Source organism: Flavobacterium arabinosi, assembly GCF_048158725.1.
Classification (GTDB): Bacteria; Bacteroidota; Bacteroidia; order Flavobacteriales; family Flavobacteriaceae; genus Flavobacterium; species Flavobacterium arabinosi.
Window position 1 is genome coordinate 141197 of record NZ_JBLNKX010000008.1, and the last position, 24834, is coordinate 166030.

Annotated in this window: 12 protein-coding genes; all 12 read right to left on the reverse strand. The window is 36.6% G+C overall.

Annotated features, from left to right (window positions below; translation table 11 throughout):
• Positions 1–5 precede the first annotated feature (5 nt).
• The gene (locus ACM55K_RS15480; protein ID WP_416851174.1) at positions 6–2339 is read right to left on the reverse strand and encodes a DUF5703 domain-containing protein; all 2334 of its coding nucleotides are present in this window, start codon (positions 2337–2339) and stop codon (positions 6–8) included.
• A 118-nt stretch (positions 2340–2457) separates the two neighbouring features.
• Positions 2458–3888: a sialate O-acetylesterase gene (locus ACM55K_RS15485; protein ID WP_416851175.1), complete on the reverse strand. Its 1431-nt coding sequence runs from the start codon at positions 3886–3888 to the stop codon at positions 2458–2460.
• Entirely contained in the window at positions 3885–7304 is a 3420-nt protein-coding gene (locus ACM55K_RS15490) for a glycosyl hydrolase (protein WP_416851176.1), read from the reverse strand. Before ACM55K_RS15490 ends, ACM55K_RS15485 begins: the two co-directional genes overlap by 4 nt.
• 83 nt (positions 7305–7387) lie before the next feature.
• A complete protein-coding gene (locus ACM55K_RS15495) occupies positions 7388–10708 on the reverse strand; it encodes a glycoside hydrolase family 2 TIM barrel-domain containing protein (RefSeq protein WP_416851177.1) in 3321 nt (1106 codons plus the stop codon).
• Positions 10709–10810: 102 nt separating this feature from the next.
• The gene (locus tag ACM55K_RS15500) at positions 10811–11932 is read right to left on the reverse strand and encodes a glycoside hydrolase family protein (protein ID WP_416851178.1); all 1122 of its coding nucleotides are present in this window, start codon (positions 11930–11932) and stop codon (positions 10811–10813) included.
• A 199-nt stretch (positions 11933–12131) separates the two neighbouring features.
• Entirely contained in the window at positions 12132–13784 is a 1653-nt protein-coding gene (locus ACM55K_RS15505; protein ID WP_416851179.1) for a glycoside hydrolase family protein, read from the reverse strand.
• Positions 13784–15967: an alpha-L-rhamnosidase-related protein gene (locus tag ACM55K_RS15510; protein ID WP_416851180.1), complete on the reverse strand. Its 2184-nt coding sequence runs from the start codon at positions 15965–15967 to the stop codon at positions 13784–13786. The genes ACM55K_RS15505 and ACM55K_RS15510 overlap by 1 nt, the downstream gene beginning before the upstream one ends.
• Position 15968: 1 nt before the next feature.
• Complete coding sequence (locus tag ACM55K_RS15515) at positions 15969–17549, reverse strand: sodium:solute symporter (RefSeq protein WP_416851181.1); 1581 nt, start codon at positions 17547–17549, stop codon at positions 15969–15971.
• Positions 17546–18610 (reverse strand): Gfo/Idh/MocA family protein, encoded by a 1065-nt coding sequence (locus tag ACM55K_RS15520; protein WP_416851182.1) that lies wholly within the window; start codon positions 18608–18610, stop codon positions 17546–17548. Before ACM55K_RS15520 ends, ACM55K_RS15515 begins: the two co-directional genes overlap by 4 nt.
• A 111-nt stretch (positions 18611–18721) precedes the next feature.
• Positions 18722–21223, reverse strand: a complete 2502-nt coding sequence (locus tag ACM55K_RS15525; RefSeq protein WP_416851183.1) for an L-rhamnose mutarotase — start codon at positions 21221–21223, stop codon at positions 18722–18724.
• A gap of 493 nt (positions 21224–21716) precedes the next feature.
• Positions 21717–23633, reverse strand: coding sequence for an amylosucrase (locus tag ACM55K_RS15530; protein ID WP_416851184.1), 1917 nt, complete (start codon positions 23631–23633; stop codon positions 21717–21719).
• A 255-nt stretch (positions 23634–23888) separates the two neighbouring features.
• Positions 23889–24644 (reverse strand): NUDIX hydrolase, encoded by a 756-nt coding sequence (locus ACM55K_RS15535; protein ID WP_416851185.1) that lies wholly within the window; start codon positions 24642–24644, stop codon positions 23889–23891.
• Between the last annotated feature and the right edge of the window lie 190 nt (positions 24645–24834).

Consider the following 24834-nt stretch of genomic DNA (forward strand, 5'->3'; position numbering starts at 1 on the left):
TTTTTTTATTTTAAATTTATTTTTTCTGCTGCTGGCATTTCCAGCATGTTTATAATGTTTTTTCTTCTTTCTTCGGGAACTACTTTTATAATCTTCAACTTTCCATTTTTAAGTTCAGCCTCAACCGTAGTATTTTGAGCAGCGTGCAATTTGAAATGCACATCCCAATCTTTTGGCCAAGCCGGAAAGAGGTATAATTTACCATCCGCTTCTTGTAATAGCATTTCTTGCATGCCGATCATCCCTGAACCTCCCCAATTATGATCAGGAACCCAATCGTAACCCGGACCCCAAAATGCTGGAAATCGTCTGCTCGAATTAACCATTTTCAACAAATTGTATTTTGCTGCTTCATTGGTTAAACCCAAACGAGCCGCAAATATATTATCCTGTTTCCAGCCGATATGACTTCTGAATTTAATAGCATCTGTATCATAATTCCACGTATTTCGCGCTATTTCCAAATCCGGTTTTCCGATGCCGTAAATCCCCCAAGGATAAACAGGATACAGTTGTGGCACTTCGGTATTATTTACTCTTTCCCAAGATTTGGCTGGAGTCAATGTTGTATGTCCATCAAAAGTCCTGAAATTCAAAGGTGGAATTCGTGTTTGAAAACCTTTCAAATAATCAAAGTCTTCCTTTGACAATTCTTTTGACGAAAGGTTTAAAAGTTGTTTTGTAATTATTTGCAAGGCTGAAATAGTGCTGTTGGAATTATACGCCATTTTATAGGTTTCAGCACCCGAACCCGGATAGAGAACCAAATGACCACTCCCATCCAAAGCTTTTCGACCTCTTTGCTTGGCCAAGTATTGATAATGCTCATCAAAAAAACGAAGACAACTAATAATGAATGGATTGTATTTTTTAATGTCTTCGTTAACGTATTCTTTCTGTTGCAACATCATTTGACAAAACTCGAATACCGTGTCCCATTCGTATTCTAGCCAAGCATTATATTCCATTCCCGGGTCATAATCAGCAGGACGTTTCCACTCATATTCGGCAGGATTGGGCAAGCCAAAATTCTCCAGTTGCTCGGTAAAAGCTGCTCCGCCGTGTTTCCAATAAACTTGAGAACGTAATTCGGCATTTTTTTGTAAACTCAAATAATAATCCAATTGCGATTTCATCATATCGAAATCGCCGCTTTTCACCATCGGAAAATAAACCAAGCGTTGGTTTTGAGCTGTCATTGTTCCGCCTCCCCAATTCCTGAAATCAGGCGTGAAATTCAAATCGGGATTGGTAAAAACCGGATCGACCGTAAAAAGTCCGCCGTTGAATTTAGTCGGGTATTTGCCGTACGCATTGCAACCCAACATATAGCGAAACAACTGATAATTCTGCCCGATTTGATATACCGAATCTTTTGCTATAGAATTACTTTTCTGCGTATAAATAAAACTGCGATTCCAGAAAGCATTCCACCAATTTTGGGTGTTTTTCTCGGCTTTTTTGGATTGTTTTTTATAATTTGAAATCTGGTTTTTTAATTCCTTTTGCCAAACTGTGGCATTTGCTGATTGATTGGTTTGCAAATAAATAGCTAATGAATGTTTTTTGGAAGGTGTTACACTTTTTAAATTAAAACCTTTAAAATCGGTATCTTGATATTTCCCAGAATACGTACCTTCTGGTTTCATATTGACTCCTTGCATAAAGCCTCCAAAAGTGAGATTCCCAAGCGGATTCATCATTTTATCTTTCACCGTCTCCATTTTTTGCTGCTTTACGGCCACATCAAAAACCGTTTGTTCCCGATTTCTATGGTAAAACTTCACTCCGTTATCTTCAAAAGAAATAGAATCTTTATAGGTTATAATTTCTCCTTGAGGAGCCCATTTATAGGAATTGGCATTATTCGCTTTTCCTTTAGAATCTCTATTTTTATGACGCCAGCTTTCATAAGAAGCGGTCAGTTGCAAAGGTGTTTTACTGTCTAAATCCAGATGAATTACGGGTTTGAAAACATCGACCCAAAGTTTAATCTTAGTGTCATTTTGCTTAATAGTAATGTATCCGTCTTTCAAAACTAATTCCTGATGAAAGCCTTCATTATCCTTGAAAGGATTTGGTTCCAAAGTCACTTTTACTCGACCCAATTTCAGCAATGTGCTATGTTCATCGAAAGTTCCGCTTCGAGAAAAATAAAAATACAGATCTCCCTTTTCTACCCATACATTCAATCCAATATCTCCACCACCCAAAGGCATTGATTCTGATGAATTATTGCTTTGTGTTTTCCAAATTTGATTGTAATTTTCGAGCACAGGAATTTGCGCTTTGGTCAAAAGCGTTGAAAAGAGAAAAAATAAGAGTATTGTGTTTTTCAAATTTATTATTTTTTATAATTTGCCAAAATCTGCCGAATCTGCGTGCCAATATTTTTTCACGCAGATTTAGCAGATTCAGCAGATTCAGCAGATTCAAAGTGAAATATTAATCAAATTACTACTCATCCGTCCTGAAAGACGAAACTGGCAAGCCTCCCGTACTAAACAATTCGGCTTTTGTATAATCTTTGAATAAATAACGAACTGCTACTGGTTTTGTCACTTTATCAGAGGATAACACAACCGATTTCCTGCGAACTTCCGCTTTGGCTGGATAAAAAACTTTGTCTTCTCCGGCAATTTCAAAGCCCTTCACTTCTTTTCCATAAGATGTAATTCCGTTAGGTGCATCATCAAAAGAAACGGTTGCTAAACTACCAACAATTTCCATGCCTTTGTATTTTGGACTCTCAAATTCAAAACCTTCTACTCCGTAGGTTTTGGCCAAAGCCAAATATGCCAATCTATTTCCGCCCTTTTCTTTGTCTATTGGATGAATATTGTTTTCTTCTCCAACATCCATTAAAACCGCCATTGCTGAATTTGGAATTTCCTTTGAAGCTTTCAATTGCGCTTCTCTCAAATAAGCCGAATTGTATTTTTCTAAATTATCTTTGGGATGAAACTGAGCATAATTAAATGGTGCAATTTGCGCATAATAAAAAGGGAAATCTCCCTGTTTCCATAAAGTTCTCCAACTGCTTACCATTTTTTTCATTAAAGCGGTATATTCTGAAGCTCTTTCATAATTCGATTCGCCTTGGTACCAAATACAACCTTTGATTCCGTAACCAATAACTGGCGAAAGCATCCCGTTGTATAAAGTAGTCGCCACGCGGTTAGGGTCTTTTGCCAAATCTTCTTTCTTTGTAGGTATTTTCGCACTCGCAAAATCTTTCAACATTTCCTGATTCATCCACGCTTCCATACTGGAACCTCCATACGAAACGTGAATTAATCCCACAGGAACTTGCAAAACTTCCTGCAAAAGCGAACCAAAATACCAGGCGGTTGCGCTAAAATTAGCCGTCGATTTTGGTGAAGCTGTTTCCCATTTTCCTTCAAAATCATCCAAAGGTTCAAGCACTGTAGCTCGCGGAATCGTAATTAAACGAATGTTTTTGCTTGTTGATCTGACGATGATTTCGTTGCCATTTTTAACTGGCTGACCTGAAAAACCTTTTAACGGCATTTCCATATTAGACTGACCTGAACACAACCAAACTTCACCAATCAACACATTTTTCACAACGATGATTTCCTTTCCTTGGCTAACTTCAATAGTAAATGGCCCTCCTGCAACTGGAGTTTGCAATTCTAATTTCCATTTCCCTTGATTATCGGTTTTGGTTTTATAGATTTTGGAATCCCAAGACGTTTTTATGGAAATGCTTTCGTTCTTATCCGCCCAACCCCACATAGGCGCTTTTGACTTTTGCTGTAGCATCATATTATCCGAAAACAGAGCCGGTAATTTGATTTTTGCGTTCATTTGAATACTTCCTAAAATCAAAAAAATCGCAATAATACTGTTTCTAAAATTTATCATTTTTCTTCTATTTTTTCTTTTACAATTGTGACTGGCCCTAGCAATCCCGCTTTCAGCAATGGATTCCCTTCTAATCTAAAAGGAGCAGTTGTCCAGGTTAATCTTTCTTCTTTTGGCACCTTTTGATCGCCGATTAGTCGATTTGCCCAAGTATTGGTGATTTTTATAATGAGGGTGTTTTTCCCTTTTTTAAGTGCATCCGAAATATCCACTTTGTATGGATACGTCCAAAGAGTTCCGCAATCTTTTCCATTGATACTGACCTCAGCCATATTAGCAATTGTACCTAAATCCAACCAAATTTTGTCTTTGGTTTTTCCTTTCCAAATCAATTCTTTGGAATAAATAACCGTTCCCGAATAATATTTGATGCTGTCATTTTTTGAAGTACTCCAGTCAAAAAGTTTATCTGTTTTCACGATGTTTTTTGGTCCATAAAATGCAGGATCGAATTGCATTTTCCAGTTTTCATCTAAAGTCTGAACACTCTCAAATTCTATACCTTTTTGATATCCTTTCGTTAAAAGAACCTTGGTTTTATCTTTAAAAATAACAAAACCAGATTCATTTGCTTCTAATGTTAATGGAATTATCGTGCGTCCATTTTCTATTTTCCAATTGGCTAAAGCGGTTGTTTTATCAGTAACTGGATTGTACCATTCGGGTGTTTTTCCAGCTACACGAAACGATGCTTCCAAGTTTCTTTTTTCTTCTTTTTGATTCGAAAGAAAATAAATTTCTTCAGTGTCGGATTTACGATGTGTCCAAGCGATAGTTTCCGAATCAGTTCTGTTTAATTTTGGAAAATAAACATCTTGCTGAATTCCAATGGATGCAAAATCATTTCCTAAATAAGGAAGCTTAATTATTGTTCCTTTTCCTATTTTCCAAGAAGTTGCATTAGACTCATTATTCCAAATTTCATCAATGGTATTTTGCCACTTTTTATATTCTGCTTCTGATTGCATTCCCGGTTGCAAATTTGGTTTTTCATCAATAAAAACTGTCGCTCCATTTTTCACCAATTCGAGTATCTTTTTGGCTACAGCCAAAGAAATCATTTTATTGGGCGCCATTTTATGGCTTCCCGGAAACAATAAAGCACCATATTCAATACTATTGCTAAAAACTATTTTTCCGTTTTCAATTTTAGCATTATTCAATAAAACATCCGCATTGAAAGAATCGTATTGATAACCATTCATTGCGTTTGTCCATTGCGACATATCGGTTGAATTTTTAGAAGAAGATACTTCTTTAGGAATTTTAATCGAAGGCTGACCTTCGTTTTTCAATCGAATGGCTTCACTTTCCAAACGTGCTGCTCCAAAAACATTAGGAATAAATGGCACCAATCGATCCGGAAGAACCGAACGCGAAGGCAAATCTTCTCCAATAAAAACTGCCAAATCAATAACCGGCTTCCCTTTTTGCAATTGAAATTGAACTCTCTGGCAATAATCAACCCAGGCTTTTCCAGGTTTCCACCAGGTTTGGTCTCTTTGAAAATAAGAACCCACACCATCTAATGTCATTCCGGGTTTTCTGTCCGTCCACGGATTATGCACAAAAACGTGGTAGAAAAAACGATTAATTCCGAGTGCATAATTTCTGTCGGCTAAAGTCTTCAAATTTCCAGGATGTTCATCCCAATCCATTTTTAACTCTGTAAAAGCTTCTGCCTGAATAATATCTTTCCCGTAAATATGTCCTCCTGAAATAGCGTCCAACATATCATTTGGTTTGTCGTGCGTTGGACTTTTCAGCCAAAATTCGCCACTTGGATAGTCAATATGTTTGAAATGTAAAAGTCCGTCGCTCATCATCGTTGGAGCTACATTTTCGGAGCTAAATTTCACTCCTGCTTTTTTAGCTTCATCAGCCAGCGTTCCAAAGAAATTATCGGCGATTAATTCTGAAATCGTTTTTCGAACATCATACAATACTTTCTCCGAAGTTTCAATATCATTTAAAGGAATCCCCGCCATAACCGGTAAATAATCAACAATATCATAGCCTCTGCGTTTTTTAAATTCGGATTGAAAAACAGGCGACCAGTTTTGACTGCCACACTCCCAACTGTCCATATGGAGAATTTTCACCACTTTGGAAGCCAGTACCGGCCCTGCCGTTCTAAGCATTTCGCCAAACCAGTGATCCAGTTGAAAACGAACCGCATCAGCATTAAACTTATCGACTTCCAATCCTCTTCCGGCGCCAGCGGTAGCATTTTCGTGACCTGTCGATGTATGTCCAAAACGTATAATTCGCCACATTCCTTTAGAAGGAGTTTTCCAATTTAAAACGCCATTTTCATCAACAAACTTGGAAATGTTAATCATTTTTGATTGCTCAACACAATCATTATTATTAATTTGTTCGGAAGAAGTTTGTGGACTCAAACGCCAAATAGCACCTGATTTCCCTTGATAATTATCAATTAATGGTTCATTAGACAAAAGTATTTTAGACACTTTTAATCCCTGATTCCATTTTGCGGGATCTAAATCTTCTGCACCTGGTTCTGTTCCTTCGGGATCGTAAACAAACCTGAAATATTTGGCTTTTGTTGGAATAATGCTGTGTGTGTAAAACGCATCAACATCCTGCCAACCGTGTCTTGGCGTTGTTAACCGACCAAGGCTTTTAAAGTTTTCACCATCATCACTTACTTCAATAAGTAAACGATGGGCCTGGTAATTGTTTCCCTTGGTTTCTATTTGAATTGATTTACACAAAAAAGGGGTATCAAATTCATACTGAACCCATCCCTTTTCCTTTAATCTAAATTGATCATCCTTATCTGAATTACTTAAAAATGAAGCATCAAAATCGGCTACGGTAGAAGTAATTTTTGGACGATTTTTATTTGATGTGACATACGTATCCTTTACCGGAATGGCAAACGCCGCGATATCTTTATAATAGTCTTTGTAATGATTTGGAATTGGTAGTTTCAGGTTTTTAATGCTATTTCCATTTACTGTAATATCGGCCCAAACCACTTTTTGCATTGACATTTCAGGAGTTATCCAAGGTCCTCCGGCAACGGCAAAACCATCAGCTGGATGAAATGCAATTTTCACACCTAATCGGTCTGCTTCTGTTAATGCCCAATGTACCAGCTCCCAGAATTCTTTACTTAATTGCAAAACTGGTGGATCCATCAACGGCGGATTTGCCGGCCCTTTAATGGTCATTAAATAGGCGCCTCCAATTCCTGCTTGTTTCATCGCTTCCAAATCTGCTGTGATGCCTGGTTTTGAATAAGCACTTTGCATCCAATACCAATACACCCAAGGTTTTGAGGATTCGATTGTAGGCTGAAACGATGTGTTTTCTTTTTTATGAATCTCCTGAGCGGAAACGAATCCCGCAATAAGTAAAATAAAAAAGAAGTGTTTTTTGTTGAACATTATTATTGTTATTTCCCAGTTTTTATAAAATTATACCCTAACCCTATCAGGGTTCAAAACCCTGATAGGGTTAGCATTTAAACTTAATATTTGAATTTTTTCAAGTTACTTTCCAAACTGTTTTTTGAAGCTGAAAAAGGAACCAAATAAAAACTATATTGATAATCTCCTGAAGGAATTTGGTATTTCTCCATAGGTTGCGCTACTGCAGACCAACTGTCATTTCCGCCAACACCCATTTGAATTAAATCGATATTCACGGTCACAAAACTTGGATCTTTTAATTCAAAAGTATGTGTTGCTGCACTTAAATTTTCCTGGGTATAAGGCCATGCACTCATACTTAAAACTTTAGCATCGTTGACAACCAATAATCCTTTATTTTTTTGAGGTGTTGTTAGCGCCATCCATCTTACTTCGGTTCTATTTCCATTTTCTTGTGGCTTTACATAATGCTCAATAAAATCATTAATTGGCAACGAATATTTCCCTACAAACGATCCGAAACTTCTATCGTTATAATTCTCCAATTCTCCTTTTCCGTACCACGAAATTTTGTCGAACTTTCTTTGAACTCCCATTTGCATTCCGATTTTCGGAATGTTTGGTAATTTATTCGAAGCTTTCAAACTGTAATCAACTTTTATCGTTCCGTCCTGTTTGATGTTGTAAACCACATTAACAGTGGCACTATCTTTAATAATTTCGTAGTCACTGATGATTCTAATCTCTGCATTTGACTTATCGATTTTGATATTCGTCAATTTTGGTTTGGCTTTGTACCACTGTTTCAAAACCTTTTGCGATTTCCAACCTCTCTTATCGTTATCCGTAAGTGGTCTAACAAAATTAGGCAGTAATGGCGCAAAAATCTGCTCTTCTCCATTGAAAATATACGAAGTTAATGCACCATTCATTTTGCTAATATTGATATCAAACGTTTTTCCTTTGATTTTAAATTCCGAATCGGATTCAGAAACATTCGCAGCATTTTCTTTTGTGGCAACATAAATAGCTTTTTTCTGCAATAAAAATTGATCGGTTGCCACGGCATATCCTTTTTTCTCCCAATCTTTATCTGCTGAAAGCTGGAATTCGATGTTCAAAAAGTATTCGGCATCCTTTTTCATTTTTGGCAAATACGGATTCACATTCAAAACCATAGACTCACCTGCTTCTAATTTAAAAGGTTGTAGTTTTTGTGTTTTTATAACATTACCGTTTTCCAATATCTGTAAAACAGGAATATATTCTGCTAAAGATTTCACAGCCTGGCGATTTTTAATCTCCAGTTGAAAACCTTCTTTTAAAGTGGAAACGACAGGCTGATATACCCATTTGTTTTCATACATCGATCCTTTTGGTTTTCCATTAGAATCAACTAAACCTTTCGTATTGAAATTCCCGTCATGATATTTTTCTCCAAAATCTCCACCGTGAGCGAAGTATTCCTGACCAGATCTTGAATCGAATTTTACCAATCCCTGATCTTTAAATTCCCAAATACATCCTCCGATAACTCTTGGAAGAGCACGGAATTCATCCCATAATTCTTTTAAATTCCCAACTGAATTCCCCATTGCATGCGAGTATTCAACAAAAATAATTGGTCGGGTATCTTTCTTTTGGTCCACCAAAAATTTAGGAGTAAAAACCCCGGGATAAAATCGGCTCACCATATCTACATAAGGTTCGTCTTGCGGATTTTCAAATCGATACGCGTGGTCAATCGTTTTAGGATATCTCGGATCGAGTGGATCTATATAACCGTCCAATCTAGGATTTCCCTGTGCCGGCTCATAATGCACGGGACGCGTAATATCAAAATCGTGCACCCAACCCGCCATTGCGGAATGATTTGGTCCTTTCCCACCTTCGTTTCCCAAACTCCAAAAAACAATAGACGGATGATTTTTGTCTCTTTCTACCATTCGGGTCATACGTTCTAAATAGGCATTTGTCCATTTTGGGTCGTTACTTAATTTTCCTCCAATACCGTGGGTTTCCTGGTCAGCCTCATCCATTACCATTATCCCGTATTGATCACATAAGTCATAAAAATAAGGATCATTTGGATAGTGACTGGTACGAATCAAATTGAAATTAAATTTTTTGATTGTAGTGATATCTTCTTTAATATCTTCTCTTGTCAAGGCTTTTCCTCGAATAGGATTATGGTCGTGACGATTGACACCATAAACATAAGTTTCTTTTCCGTTGATCAGCATTTTTCCATTTTCTTTCGAAAATTCGATAGAACGAAAACCAACTTTACAGGATTTCACTTCCGTAATATTTCCTTTTGGGTCTTTTAATGTCATTACCAAAGTATAGAGATTTGGCACTTCAGAACTCCACTTCAATGGATTTTTAATCGTTTCTTTAAACATTCCAAATCGCACATTATCCAAACGGGGATAACTCTCGTTTATCATGTCTATGACCGGTTTTTGAAGCGGTTCTTTGAATAAAGCTACATTATTAGCATCATATAATTGCGCTTGAAACGTATAATCCTTGATTTTTATACCTGTCAAGTTTTCGACTTTTGGTCTTAATTGAAAAACAGCGTCTTTGTAGTCTTTATCTAATTTAGTTTGATAAAAGAAATCTTGAATACGCAATTTTGGCTCAGCCATAATGAAAACTTCACGTTGAATTCCGCTTACTCGCCAATGATCCTGATCTTCAAGATACGAACCATCTGCCCAGCGAATCACCTGCACCGAAACCACATTTTCTCCTTCTTTCAAATAAGGTGTAATATCAAATTCTGACGGAAGAAAACTGTCTTCTCCATAACCCAGAAATTCTCCATTTAACCAAACCTGAAAGCCAGAACTCACTGCCCCAAAATGCAAGGTCACGGTCATGTCTTTCCAGTTTTCGGGAACGGTAAAACTGCGTTGGTATGAACCAATTCCGTTATAATCTTTAGGAATAAAAGGAGGATTTATGGGTCTAAAAGGATACACCGCACTTTTATAAATAGGATTATCATAGCCTTTTAATTCCCAGTTGGAAGGCACTTCAATTTTATCCCAACCTGATACTTTCCCTTTATAGAAATCTTTAGAAGCTTCTTTGAGATTTACCGCATATTTAAAATCCCAATCTCCATTAAGCATTTTTAGTCGGCTCTTCGTTCTGTCTCCTTTTAGCGCATCTTCAACATTAGTATATGAATAAGCAGTTGCTCTCGAAGGCTGTCTATTGATGCTCGTGACTGTTGGGTCTTCCCAAGGAGCAAACTCATATTTTTTGTGTAATTCCGGAATTCCTGCCGGCTCACCGGTTACGGATTGTGCCTGCATAGCGCAAAATGGAAGTATTAAGAAGAGAGAATTAAGTATTAAGCCATAAGCAGGAATACGAATTGGGTTTGAGAATACTAAAGATTTCAAACATTTTTTTACTAAAAACCATTGAACTAAATTGACCATAAAATTATTCCTTAACTACAAAACTTAATACTTAATACTTGATACTTATGACTTAATACTTTTTTATTTCTTCTCTTTTTTCTCTGGTGGCGCAACAAAATTCAATTTGCTATTTCCCAAATCTTTCGAAGTTGCTACTGCAATTCCTCTTTGTTCTCCTTTGTTGACCGCACAATAAAAGTGATACACCACGCCATTGTGTTTTACGACAAATGATTTATGGGCAAATAAATCATCGTAAGGTTCAGATGATTTTATCAAGTCTTCGCCTTTCCAATCGTTCCAATGAATTAAATCGTTCGAAACAGCAAAACGGTTGAAAGCTCCCGGTTTCCAGAAAGCGCCAAAATAAAACATCACCCAAGTATCATTGATTCTTTGAATGTATGGATCGCCCGTAATTCCTTTGTGATTATTCAGTAACGGATTTTTACCATAACGTTTCCAGTTTTTCATATCATTAGAAACCGCCATTCCAATTCTTTCTGCACCTTTTGCCGGTTTCAAACTATCGCCACGAGCATTGTAATACATAATAAAATTGTGTCCCGTAATTTTTTCCTTGTCTCTGATTACGGTGTTTTTGTACATCGTGCTATTATCCCACCAACTTACATCAGCATCTTTTGGAGTCAAAACGGGTTTATCCAAACGTTCAAATTCATGTGCTTTAGTTGGCGATTCTTTGGTATATGCCATCCCGATAGATAATACGCCAGCCTCGTAACCTTTGCTGTCTCCGCCAAAATAACTCATCCAATATTTATCATCGTACTTTTCCCATTCGTAACTTCCGCCCCAAGTTGGGTCTTGTAACGAAATATATCCCGCTTTTTGATTCACGTCCCAATGGGTTTCATTTTCTGAAAAAGACATTACTTTCCCTAAATGTTTCCAATGCAGTAAATCATCACTTTCAGCCAGCCAGGTTTCGTAACCTCTTCCGCCGTATATCAAATAAGTCATAAACCATTTTCCGTCTTTCCTGAATACGCTTGGACAGTCCATTTTGTAGGAATTATCCGTTGGCACCATTACCAAACCGTATTTATAAGGCGTTTTGATTTCGTTATAAATCTCCTGCATTACGCCATCGGTGATTTCTCTTTTCTTGAATTTTGTGGCGCAACTGCTGACGAGTAGTGTTACAAAAGCTATTACGAGATATTTCATTGTATTTTTCATTTTCTAATTTTAATTATAATGTGGCACACGGATTAAACGGATTTTTATTCTTTAATCTCTGGCAAAAAATCTGCCTAATCTACTAAATCTGCGTGCTATGTATTTTTTGCACGCAGATTTAAAAGGATTTTCGCAGATTTTTATAACTTTAATAATCTGTGCGAATCCGTTTAATCCGTAAAATCTGTGTGCTATTTTCTTATTTCAATTCCTTCAATCTGGATTCCATTACCTCCTTATTCAGTTTTATTTTTACCATTCCTGTAGGGTGAAATCTTTTTTTCAAATCAATGGCATTATACACGATAGTATAAACGTCATTTCCTTCAGGAATTAAACAAAGTGGCGTACGCATAATGTCCCACCATTTATCTACTTTAGTTTCTATTGGTAGATAGTGTGCTTCGCCCCAATTAATTCCATCTTTTGAAAGTGTATATCCAATCATATTCGGTAAATGATGCCCCCAGCCTTCAGGGCCTCCATCAAAAATAGCGATGTACAAACCGTTTGGCAACTGACTCACAATTGGATTTTCAACAAATGACGGATGTATCGTTTTTATAGGTTCTAATCCTTTATTCAAACGTTGCCACGGACCTTCTAAACTATTCGATTCGGCCAACGCCACAAACCAGCCTTTTCCTGATTTCTTCGGATAATCCGCCCAAGATTCAAATGGATAGGCTCCGCTATAAAATCCGAACCATTTATCACCCACTTGATACGGAAAAAAAGAAGCCACGCCTTGACGCCCTTCCCAAGGCTGTGAATCCAAACCAGGTTCCATAATGATTCCCATATCTTTGTATGGACCGCCAATTCCGCTGATCCCATCAACAGTTGATTCACATCTCCAAATTCTTCCAAAAGAGTGATTGGGCTGAATTTCTTTGTGAACTGTGTAAGCCAAATAATAGCCGTACCATTTGTTTGCCTTTTCGTTGAAAACAGGCATATAAGACCAAATCGCAGCACGTCGATCGTTCATTGGATTATCGTCTTCTGCTATTGCATAAGTGCCGCTGGCTTGCAAAATGGTCGATTCACGTTTCCAATGAATCGCATCCTTACTAGTCCAATGCCCAATTTTAGTTTTTACACGGTCGTAATACATTTCCACCCCTTTTTCACCAGCTCTTTCCGTTGGAAACATATGATAGGTATCGCCAACTTTTACAACGCGACCACCTTCAAAACCACCTTGAATTCCTTCGGCGCCAAGAAATCCTTCATCAATTACTGGTTTATTTTCTCCACCAATTATTTCAAAAAGCGGTTTTTCATCTGAGAATCCTTCAACAATAAATGTTGGATTCCATAATTTCCCATCAGGTAATTCCGCATTGCGGGAAACGATTTGTTGATTATTTTTGATTACACCCAAAACGGCAAACAATCCTTTTCCCTCTGGATTGATAATCTGCGTTCCTTTCGAAAAAGAAACTGCATACACATTTACCGGAGGCAAACCTGTTATGGTTAGTCCGTTTTCAAGAACCAATTTAGCATTGTTTAATTGGCGGTAATCTGCATTATTTTTTTCTTGAAAAACTCCAATAAGTACTTGAACCGGTTCTTTGAATTTTAATTTTAACGGCGTATTCGTTCCGTTTTTATAACTTTCTAATGGAAGTTCCACTCCTGTCAATCCTTGCAATTCTGGAGATATTCGAACAATATTATGTTTGCTTCCCGAAAATACGTGTGCATATTGCGTCGTTTTGAAGGTTATGTAATTCGAATTTACAACTTCAAAAGGAGCGGCTTTCCAACTGGAGTTTTGAGCCAAAACTGAAAAGCCCAAAAAAACCAGAAAAAGGCAATAAATATGTTTACTTTTTTGAATCATTATTTTACTGCTTTATAACTTATTTGGTACTCCACATTGGGTTTTACCGTTAATTGGTATTTATTTTTAGACAATTCAGTAATCGTTCCCGAGTTGGTTTTAGGTTTGTTTTGACTTTCGAAAATCAATTTTCCTTCGCCTTCAGCCGCTTTTACTTTGATTGCTGTCTTGCTGCAATATACGCTAACTTCGCCTTTTGGTGTTGGCACTTTTCCTTCCATCCATTCTAATCCGCCTAGATTTGGTTTAATTTCATATTCGGAATAACCCGGAGCAGTAGGTTTTACGCCTAAATAATATTTCCCCAGCAAATAAATTGGGCTAGAACCCCAAGCATGGCAAAGACTTTTTCCATAAGGGCGTCCATACATAGCTAAATGTTCTGTTCCTTTTTTGTTCGGATTGTATTCTTCCCAAAATGTTGTCGCGCCTTCTTTTAACATTCCTCCCCAATAGTCTTTCATTTCTTTTAAAACATAATTTTGCTCGCCCATAGCACACAACGCTTCCAACTCGTAAAAACGCATATATGGTGTTGTGATTTGAAGAATTTTATCATTGAGCAACACCTTCTTTTTTATACTTTGTTTTTGTTCTTCATTAAAATAATTAAAAAAAATACCGAACATATTAGCGTATCTAGTTACAATATCTTGCATTTTACCGTCTATACGCTGGTGCTTCATAACGTTTTCTTTCTTATCCCAAAACACCTCAAATAATTTTATTTTTAAATCATCCGCTAATTTTTGATACTGTTTTTGGTCTTCATTTTCACCTGCAATTTCAGCACTAACTGCCATGGCTTCTAAACTTCTCGCTAAAAGCATTTGCTCAAAACTAACCTCGCCAGTTTTTGGTAATCCGTTCGCCCAATCAATAAAAACCCAATCACCTTCTAATGGTTCCAGGAATCCGTTTGTGTTTCTTCTTTTTAAGCAGAATTCCATCAGTGATTTCATTCGTGGATAAAAAGTTTTGATAAATTTCGTATCGCCCGTGTGTAAATAGTAATCGTAAACTCCCACAAACCAATACAACGAATAATCCATTATGATATTTACATGAGCCGTCACAGGTTCTTTACCACGAAGAGCCAACAGCGTTCGTTCTACGGAAGCCGAATCAAAGAATAAATAATAATTCATTAAATAACTTTGGTAAGCGTCGCCAGACCAAACCCAACGGTCGCGTTTAATCCCGTCTATAAAAAATTCGCGAGATGTTAAATGCATCGTATAAGCCGACACATCCCAAATTTTATTCAATACTTGGTCTGAAGATTTGAATGCACCACGATAGTCTAATGGTAAATATTCATAAAGCATCGAAATAGAATCATATTTTACCGTTGCATCTGCTTGTACTTGAACATAGCGGAATGCTTTGGATCCATCATGTGTGTATGTTTCAGGCTGGTTTCCATCAAAAGATAAATGGTCTAGTGTTTCGCATTTGGCAGAATCCAGCGCTTCCTCACGAGATTCACCATAATAAAGTGCTACTTTACCTTTTCCTTTTAAACCATGAATTTTAATATAACCAAAAGTTTCTTTACCAAAATCTACCAACTCACCAGCTCCTATTTTTTCTGTTTTTTTTGCGTTCCAAGGTGTGGTTGTTAGCTTAAACCCGGAAGGTTTATTCTCTGGTGAATCAAAATTCCAAGAACCAACAGGCACCCATGGCGTGCCTGATTGTTGTGCTTTTCCAGTTTCATCAATCCAAAGTTTATCTTCATTGGTCACCTTCCAAGACTTATCAGATTTAACATACTTACCATCAATATAAATAGCTGGCAACACTTCTTGATTATATACTTTAAAGGAAATTTTGTGTTTCCCAGCAGGAATTTTTATTGATTTTGGTTGCCCGTAAACTTGAACACCATCTAAAAGTAATTGAAAAGATCCTTCTGAGTAGATTTTTACCTCGTCTTGTTCTGGAATATCTACTTCTGTTTGAAAAGTTACCAAGGCATAAGGACTGTAATATTGCCAAAGCGGTGGAAATACCGCTTCGCGTTCTGTACGTCTTACTTGCATTTTATTGCTTAACCAAACTTCAAAATCCCCCGGATACCATATCCAAGTTTGAGCAAATGTGCTTTCGGATAAAAACAATAGGGCACAAATGCAAACAAACGTTTTAATTTTTTGACTTAAAGAAGACAATATTTTCATATTAATTAAAATTAAAAATGAGGTATAAACTCAAAATAGTTAGTCCCAATAAAGCAAATAATATTTTCACTCGTTTGCTGGTTTTAGGAATATCTGTTTCGCTGACAAAATTAGTTTCTGGGTTTTTATCGGTTAATGAAATGATAATAGCCGCTACCAATAGCGTAACAAAAATATAGAACGAAATCAACAAGAAGTGAGGCCAAGCTTTATAAACATCGGCAGGAAAAATCCATAAATATAATACTCCAACAAATAAACTAAAGGCAGAACCCCAAGATAAAGTGGCGTTTACAGCTTTCTTAGTAGTGCGTTTCCAAAAGATGCTTAACAAAAACACTACAGACAAAGATGGAGCAAGAAATCCTAAAACCGCCTGAAAAATGTTGAATAAATTTTGACCTTTTATATTGTCAATAGCAATCGCAATAAGAATAGCAAACACGCATCCGGCAGCAATTGTGATACGACCAATTTTTATTTGTTCTTTAATAGTAGCCGCAGGATTAATTTTCTTTACGTAAATATCATTGGTAAAAACCGTACTCAACGCATTAAGTGAAGAACCAATTGTTCCCACCAGAACGGCAATCATCACACAAATTACCAGACCATTCATTCCGCTAGGAAATAAATTGGTAACCATCGTCATATAAGCCAAATCGGAATTTTTACCTAATTCTGGATATAAAACAGAACAAAGAATCCCCGGCAAAATAAATAAAGGCAACGCCATTACTTTTAACCAACCGATAAAGTTAACTCCCAACTGTCCCTGTTCTAAATTTTTGGCACCCAAAACACTTTGCACCATCGATTGATCCGTACAAAAGAATGCCACTGCAGCAACCGGATAACCTAATAATATGGCGGGCCAAGGATAATGCGCATCGTTTGCCGGTTGCACTAAATTCCAAAAATTGGCAGGTGTTTTAGCAATCAAAGCTTCAATACCTCCAACTTTTTGCAATCCTAGATACGAAAGCGTTAGCGACACCACAATTAATAAAATCATTTGGAACACGTTCACTTTTGCAATGGCTTTCAAACCTCCGGCAAAAGTAAAAATCCCTGAAAAAATCACTAAAACAGTCACACTTTGCCACATTGGTATTCCTAAAATCTGGCGTACTAAAATACCTCCGCTAAATAATCCCAAGGACAACCAACTCACCAAAATTTTCACCATCGCATACCAAGCCAAAATGGTTTGTGTACTGTCGCCATAGCGTTTTCCCATATATTCGGGCATCGTGCTCACCTTGCTGGCAATATAACGCGGCGCAAAAACCATTGCTAACAGCAATAAAAACACAAAAGCATACCATTCGAAATTTCCTGCTACAATTCCTGTGGCATAACCGATACTCGCAAAAGCCAACAAGGAAGAAGGACCAACATTAGTCCCCCACATATTAAATCCGATGTTATACCAATTAAGGGAATTCCCAGCAAGAAAAAGCGTTTCGTTTTTCTTACTTTGTTTCACACTTACCATATAACCAATGACCAATAAAGTCACTAAATAAATAGCAACAATTATAAAATCTAGGGTAGTTAACTTATCGTAGATACTGTTCATAGTCCGTATTCGTTTAGAACAGCAGCAATTTTAACTGGCATTCCGGTTTGTAAAGATTTATCCATAGCTTGCAATAAAGCAACTGTTCCAATACCTTCTTCCATGTTTGGATAAGCCTCGAAATCTTGTTCAATACTATCTACAAAATATTCCAGATAATTTTGGTATTCACCAGCATGATGACTTTGCCCCTCAAAACGGAAATAATGTTTTAAAGTATCATCGCCCCAAGTAACTATTTTTTGCTCCCCATCTTTTGTTGTGGCCGAATAACGAAGTTCGTGATAATCCGCCTGACTTGCACCTTCTGTTGCTCTCAAAATGGTACTCATTCCACTGTCTCTTTGCGCAGGTTGTGTTGGAGAAGTGTAAACACCGCTCACACGGGCAATTCTTCCGTCGGTTGCCTTGAAAATAAAGTGCATCGTATCTTCATTTTTTAGACCTGCAACTTTTCCGTTGCTGCTAATCATTCCGTATCCCATTACTTCTTCGATATTCGGCAAATACCATCTGATAAAATCAACTGGATGGCTTAATCCGCCATAAAGCCATTTGAAGGATTGTAGTAACGACCAGTCTTTTTCCAAAAACCAACGGTGATCTGCGTGGTAATGCGCCTCAATGGTAATTAAATCACCTATTAAGCCCGCTTCAAAATCGGCTCTTTGTCTTTTCGCCGGTTCAAAAAATCGGGAACTTTGACCTATAAAAACCTTTTTTCCTGTTTTTTCGCTCAGTTCCAATAATTCTTTGGCGTCCGAAAGATCATCAATGAAAGGCTTGGTACAAACAACGTGTTTTCCGTGCAACAAAGCTTGTTTTACATGCTGGGCGTGCAAATGATCCGGCGTATAAATAGCGATGATATCGATTGCGCTATCCTTTAATAAATCATCATAATTTGTTGTATAAGAATGAAAATCGAATTCCTGCGCTCTTTTCTTGCACAATTCCTCATTTCTATCACATATTTTTACCAACTCTAATTTGGAACTTTTCAAAGCTGCCGACATCGTGCTGCGTCCCTCTCCGAGACCGAGAATAGCTATTTTTAACATCAATTTTGGTTTAGTTTTTCCTCACCCCAGCCCTCTCCAAAGAGAGGGAGCCGAAACTGGATTGAAATATATTAAGTATTGGCATATACTTTCTTTTTTATCTTTTCTTTTCTACAACTTTTTCAAAAACATCCAAGTTTCTCCGGGTTTTGTCCCTTCAATTCCGGTTTGATATTTTTTCATTAATGCGTTCCAATCGTCAACACGTGGATTGTTTTCTGTTGTTTTTGGATTCAATTTATCCAGATTTTCGCCTTTTGGAATACTGATAACTAGCATCAATTGTCTTCCATTTTTGAAAACCTGCAATTGCTGAAAATCGGCATTGCAGAAACCTTTGGCGATTTCTGGCCACTTTTCGAATTGGGTTGTGTGATAATCAACGTATTCTTTTTGCATTTTGACATCTTCAACTAAATTCGCGGTCAAAACAATATTCTCCCATTCGGATGTCGGTTTTGAATCCTTACATCTTTCGAAATTCTGAAAATCATAAACTGGGTTTTCGTAGATTTTAATTTCCAAAGCTGGAAAAGCCAAAGCCAATTTTCTTTTAGTTCTTTCCGGCTGATTCATTTTTCCATAAATCACCAAATGATTTTCCCATTGATACAATTCTTCGCCTACAATTCGGAATCCTTTTATGGTCGATTTGATTTTTTCGAGATCCAAATCCTTCCCGATTATTTCAATTGCAACCGATTTTGGCATTTCCTGCAAGCCCCAAGCTTCATCAATTACGACTTCTTTAGCTAAATTGCTATATGGCGCTCGAATACCTGCATTTTCCTTGATTTTAGGATTTACAAAAGCATAATTATCCTGCCAAATATTCCCTGCAGGACCGTTATTGTTTTTCAATATTTTTTGAATCGGAATCCAGTTGTTTTTTATGGTAAAATGTTGGCTTCCTTCATCGGTATACAAATACAACCACAAAAACGGATCGTGTGCATACGGACTATTGTAAACTTTGTCGATATAATTCTCTTCAATCCTGCTATCTGGTTGTGATGAAAGCGTGTAAATCCCAGCCACATCGTGCAAATGTTTGGCATAATGATGAATTTTGTTGGCTAGAATTTTATTGTTTCGCATCACGTTTTCTGTATGCGTCCAACCCCAGCCCATTGAGATTCCACTGTAAGCAACATCCGAAATTTCGTTGTGTTCGATGGTGAGATTCTTAATAAAACCAGCTGCAATTCCTAAACATCCCCAATCTTCGTTGGCTACGTTGGTAATCAGATTATCTGCAATCAACTCATCCGAACAAACCACTCTTTCGTCTTTTACGGTGTAAGGCAAATGCGCCTCGAAAGGTTCTTCGGAGAAAACGCCCAGATTAATTCCATTTCCGCCAATGTCTTTAAATAGATTTCCTTTGACAATATTATGATTCGTTCCTTTATGCAAATCCAATCCCGTGGAAGATAAATGCTCAAAACTACAGCTTTCGAATTGGGTATTGTTGGCATAATTTACCTCAACGGCTGCTCTTGGTCGGCCAACCCAACCCTGATTTTCTAAACTCGCCTGATTAGGAGTTCCTGGTGTTTTTAATTTGTAGGCATCCAGCAGATACATTCCTGCCTGCAACGGAACATGTCCTTGCTGTGAAGGACGAAGCCAATTGCTGTACTGAAACGAAATTCCATTGAAATTAAAATGATGCACAGGAGTATCCAAAGTACCTTCAATTTTTACTAAATTTTCTAAAACAGGAGCCGTCACCGTAGCCGAATTCATATCTTCGCCTGCTCTTGGAATATAATAGATTTTAGCTTTTTTCTTGTCCAAAAACCATTCTCCAGGTTCGTTTAACATCGAAATTCCATTATTTAAATAAAATGCCGAATTCCCGTTATTTTTCGAAATCCACGGTGCTGGCCACGGATGCTCGCTTTGAATTTTACTTTCCGGTTGTTCAAACGAAAGTCTGGCGCTGTCTTTTTTTACTTCGATATTTTTTATACGCAGATTGGCGATAGCCCACCATTGCACGATAAACATTTCCATTCCCGGTTCGAACTTAACGGATTTATTTTTAAAAGGAATCCAACAGGTTTGCGATGCTGCATCCCAGGATAAAATGCGGTCCATTTGATTTCCGGCAGTACTTTTGGCTCTTACAGCTTTTTTACCGTTCACCCATAACTGTCGATAGTTGATGATTTCTCCAGCTTTTTCAGGCGCATCGGCTACCCAAATCATTCCTGTTTTTAATCCATTTATGGAAGTTGTAGATTTTTTCCAGTTTTTTATTTGCAAACCACCGCTTAGTATGGGTTTTGCATTAACATCGGCTTCAATAGTAGTGGGACTTTCTACCGTTCCTGAATCTTCGGGTCTTACGAATAGAGGTTCCAGTAAAGAATAAGTGCCGTTCATTACAATAATATGAATACCGCCTTTTATTAAAGGATCGTTCAAGCGACGCATTTCTCTGGCTTTTCTAAGTGCCATTTGTACGGTGGCCAAAGGACTTGATTTTGTTCCTATGTTAGTGTCACTCCCCTGTACAGAAACCCAAATTTCGGCAGCGTTAGCTGAAAACAGCATTCCTATTATGAAAAAAACTAAAAATATTCTGCGCACTTGTTTTTGATTCATTTGTATTTTAAAAACATTAATTGTTTAATTGACAAATATAATTTTTTCTATACACTAAGCATCAATATATTTAGATTTTTTTTGAGTCCCAAAAAAATAGTAACTATTTTCTGAGAATATTGCAATTAAATAACAAAATAGCTGCTTTAAGTTAAAATCAGCACTTGTTAATTATTCCTTTTTTATTTTAAATAATGAACTATTTAACCAAAACCACCTATGTTATCCTAAAATCAATTTCCAATCGAATCGTAGAGGAATAAAAAAACTTCATTATTTCTAACGGAGTTTTTAAACTTCCTTTTACGACACTTTTAGAATTTACTCCTAGCTCAACCCCAGTTCAATGCTTCAACTCTTGCCCAAAATTATTTTTCCCATTCAAATTTTACTAGAGCCAAGGTTTTATTGTAATTCATAAATAATTAATTTATGAATTCTAAATCTTTAATTAATTTTCATAAAAGCTAGTATTTTTTTTCTAAACTGCTTATTACTCTCTAAGCCATAATACATCATAAGCACTTATAAAGTTTTTTTCATGAATCTCCACTTCGCTTTCCGTCAGTAAATCGAATAATTTATTTCCGTTCCGATTGGCAAATAAACTGCGTTCGAAAAAAGTATCAAATCCAGAGAAATTTGCAATAACATAAACGACATCTTTATTAGCTGTTTTTTTATACACTAACAAATGTGTATTTTCATAATCAATATACTCTAAGTCATTAGTATCGGCAAAAGCAGGGGTTTGTTTCCTGATTTCAATTAACTGTTTTAATTTTTTATAGACCTGAGCTTGTGCTGATGGAGCATCTTTTATGTTTTCGACCAAACTCCAATTCATTTTAGAACGGTGCAACCAACGGTTATCATACTTTTTACTTTCATCATTTAAGTAATCATAATTGTTTAGCAACGCAACCTCATCTCCGCTATAAATCATTGGTAAACCACCTAAAGACAAAATAACGGCATGCTGTAAATTGATTCGTTTTATCGCTAATTGAATTTCATTTTCATTATTTTCTTTCAGTGCTTTTTCAAAACCGCATAATGCCGCCATTGATCCTGAAATACGGGCATTACCCGTTTCATGCTCTATCATAAAGCGTTCTCCAAGTGCAAAACTGCCATTAAAACCATCACAATAATGCTTTAAAATATACAAACGATGTTGCAAACTATCCAATCCAAGTTCAGTAACCAATTTGTCATCAAATCCCAATCCGATGTCATCATGACAACGGGCATAATTTATCCATGTTGTATTTCTTGGTTTCTTAGGAACCGCATTCATCGATTTTTTTAGCAAATCAGTGTTTCCTGTAGCCAAAGCTTCCCAACTCAACGCCATAAAATTAGCATTATAAGCAATGTCGCATTCATCACCTTGAGCCAATCCTTCGCCAAAATATTTTATAATTTCTTCAGGAGCGACAATCGCTTCAGCAATATAGCCCACACCCGGAGCTACAATTTGACCACACAATTTAAAGAGTTGTAATAAAAGATGAACTTCTGGCAGGTTTTGATTAAACTTTCCTATTTCCTTCCACATGAAAGCCACTGCATCGAACCGAAAAATATCTATTCCTTTATTGGACCAAAATAACATCGTGTCTATCATTTCGACCAAAACCATTGGATTCTTATAATTCAAATCCCATTGATACCCATAAAACAAAGTCATCACCCATTGATCGCTCTCGGGTAAGTAAGTGAAATTTCCAGGCGAAGTATCCGGAAAAATTTCAATCATTGTCTGTTCATACGCATTCGGCAAATTCCGGTCTGGAAAAAAATAGAAAAAATCTTTGTATTTAGGATTACCGTTACGAGCCTCATCAGCCCATTGATGCTGGTCTGCACAATGATTCAGTACAAAATCCATAATCAAATTCATGTCGTTTTTTTGAAACTCTTTTACCAAAGTTTCAAAATCCTTCATGGTTCCAAATTTAGGATTGACTTCGCGATAATTTCGGACTGCATAACCGCCATCATTTTCAAATTCCGGCACATCCAAAAAAGGCATCAGATGCACTGTATTAATTCCCAAATCCCTGAGGTAAGGAATTTTCTCTTTCAATCCATTGAAATCAGTATCAAAGAGATCTACATACAACATCATTCCAACAATTTTCTCGCTGGAATACCAGTTTGGATTAGCAACACGTGACAAATCACGTTTCTTTTGTACAGCAGAACGCTCTTCAAAATTCTTGACTAAAGACTGCATCAACAATTCAAATGCTTGCTCTTTTTGGGGACTATAAGCATATAATTTTTGATATATGTCACTAATAATTGGAAAATTTGCTCCCAATCTTAAATGGAAATTCTTGTCATTGATTTTTACATCTTCCAAGAAAAAATTCAATTTTGATAACTTTTCAGCCTGCTGCATTTTTTATAATTTTTTACATGTTCATTATTATTAATTCTAAAATAACAGGTAGTCCTACCTAAAAGATAAAACGATTTTAAATATAATAAAAAAATGAATACTGAAAAAAATTTCCCTTAAGAAGATAATTATTACGAAAAATAATGACCGATTGTGCATTATTATTTTGAAGCATAAAGGCCGCCCTACTTTGGACAGCCTTTATCTTATTATTTTTAAAAAATCAGTTCGCGAATTAATCCTGGAATAAAAAAATTACCAACCCTGAGTCAAGCCGTTCTTTACCACTTCTTCGTATTTTTCTTTATCAAAACTATATAAATTAGGTGCTTTATGGGCCACATTACTTTTCTTCTCATCAAGTTTTATCAGTATTCCGATAGCCGTTATTTTGCGAAGAAAATTTCTGCGGTCGAGCTTTCTACCTAATATGGTTTCATATAATTTTTGTAGTTGAGGAATAGTAAATTTTTCAGGGAGTAAATTATATCCTACGGGCATTAGATTCAACTCCATGCGCAGAGTTTCTAATGCTTTGTCTAAAATTTCCTTGTGATCTAAAATCAAATCTGGTACTGCATTATGGTCAATCCACTCCACAATTTCATTTTTACCCTCCGGTTGAGGAACTGCTTGTAAAAAATCGACTAAAGCATAGTAGCCAACTGTTACAAAACGATTCGTATACCATTTCCCTTCTTCCAAAGGTATTCCGTAAAAGTTTAAAACTCTATTACTAAAATCAATGCTATTTCTTTTAACGGCTCCAAATGTAGCAAATTGTCTCAGGAAAATTCCCTTTAACCCTGTTCTGCCATACAACACGCTAACCGCTGCATCATCGATATCTTCATCAACAGGCACAAAACCGCCAGGCAAAGCCCATTCATGGCTGTGTTTTGTTTTTATCAATAACACTTTAAGCTGATTATCCTGAAATCCGAAAATCACACAATCTATTGATAAACTTGGCTGATAGTCTTCCTTATTATCTAAAACGTTTTTTAACATCCGATTTCTATACTTGTATTTAAGATAAGTTACTAAAATTATTTCCTTGCAATTTACTCTATTTTTTCAAGGAAATAAATGAATATCCAATTTTCAAAATTCATCCCCAATTACTTTAGGCTTAAAAGAAAATGATTTGAACAAAGGAAACAAACCTATTCAATAATAAAACATATTCTCATAAAAATTT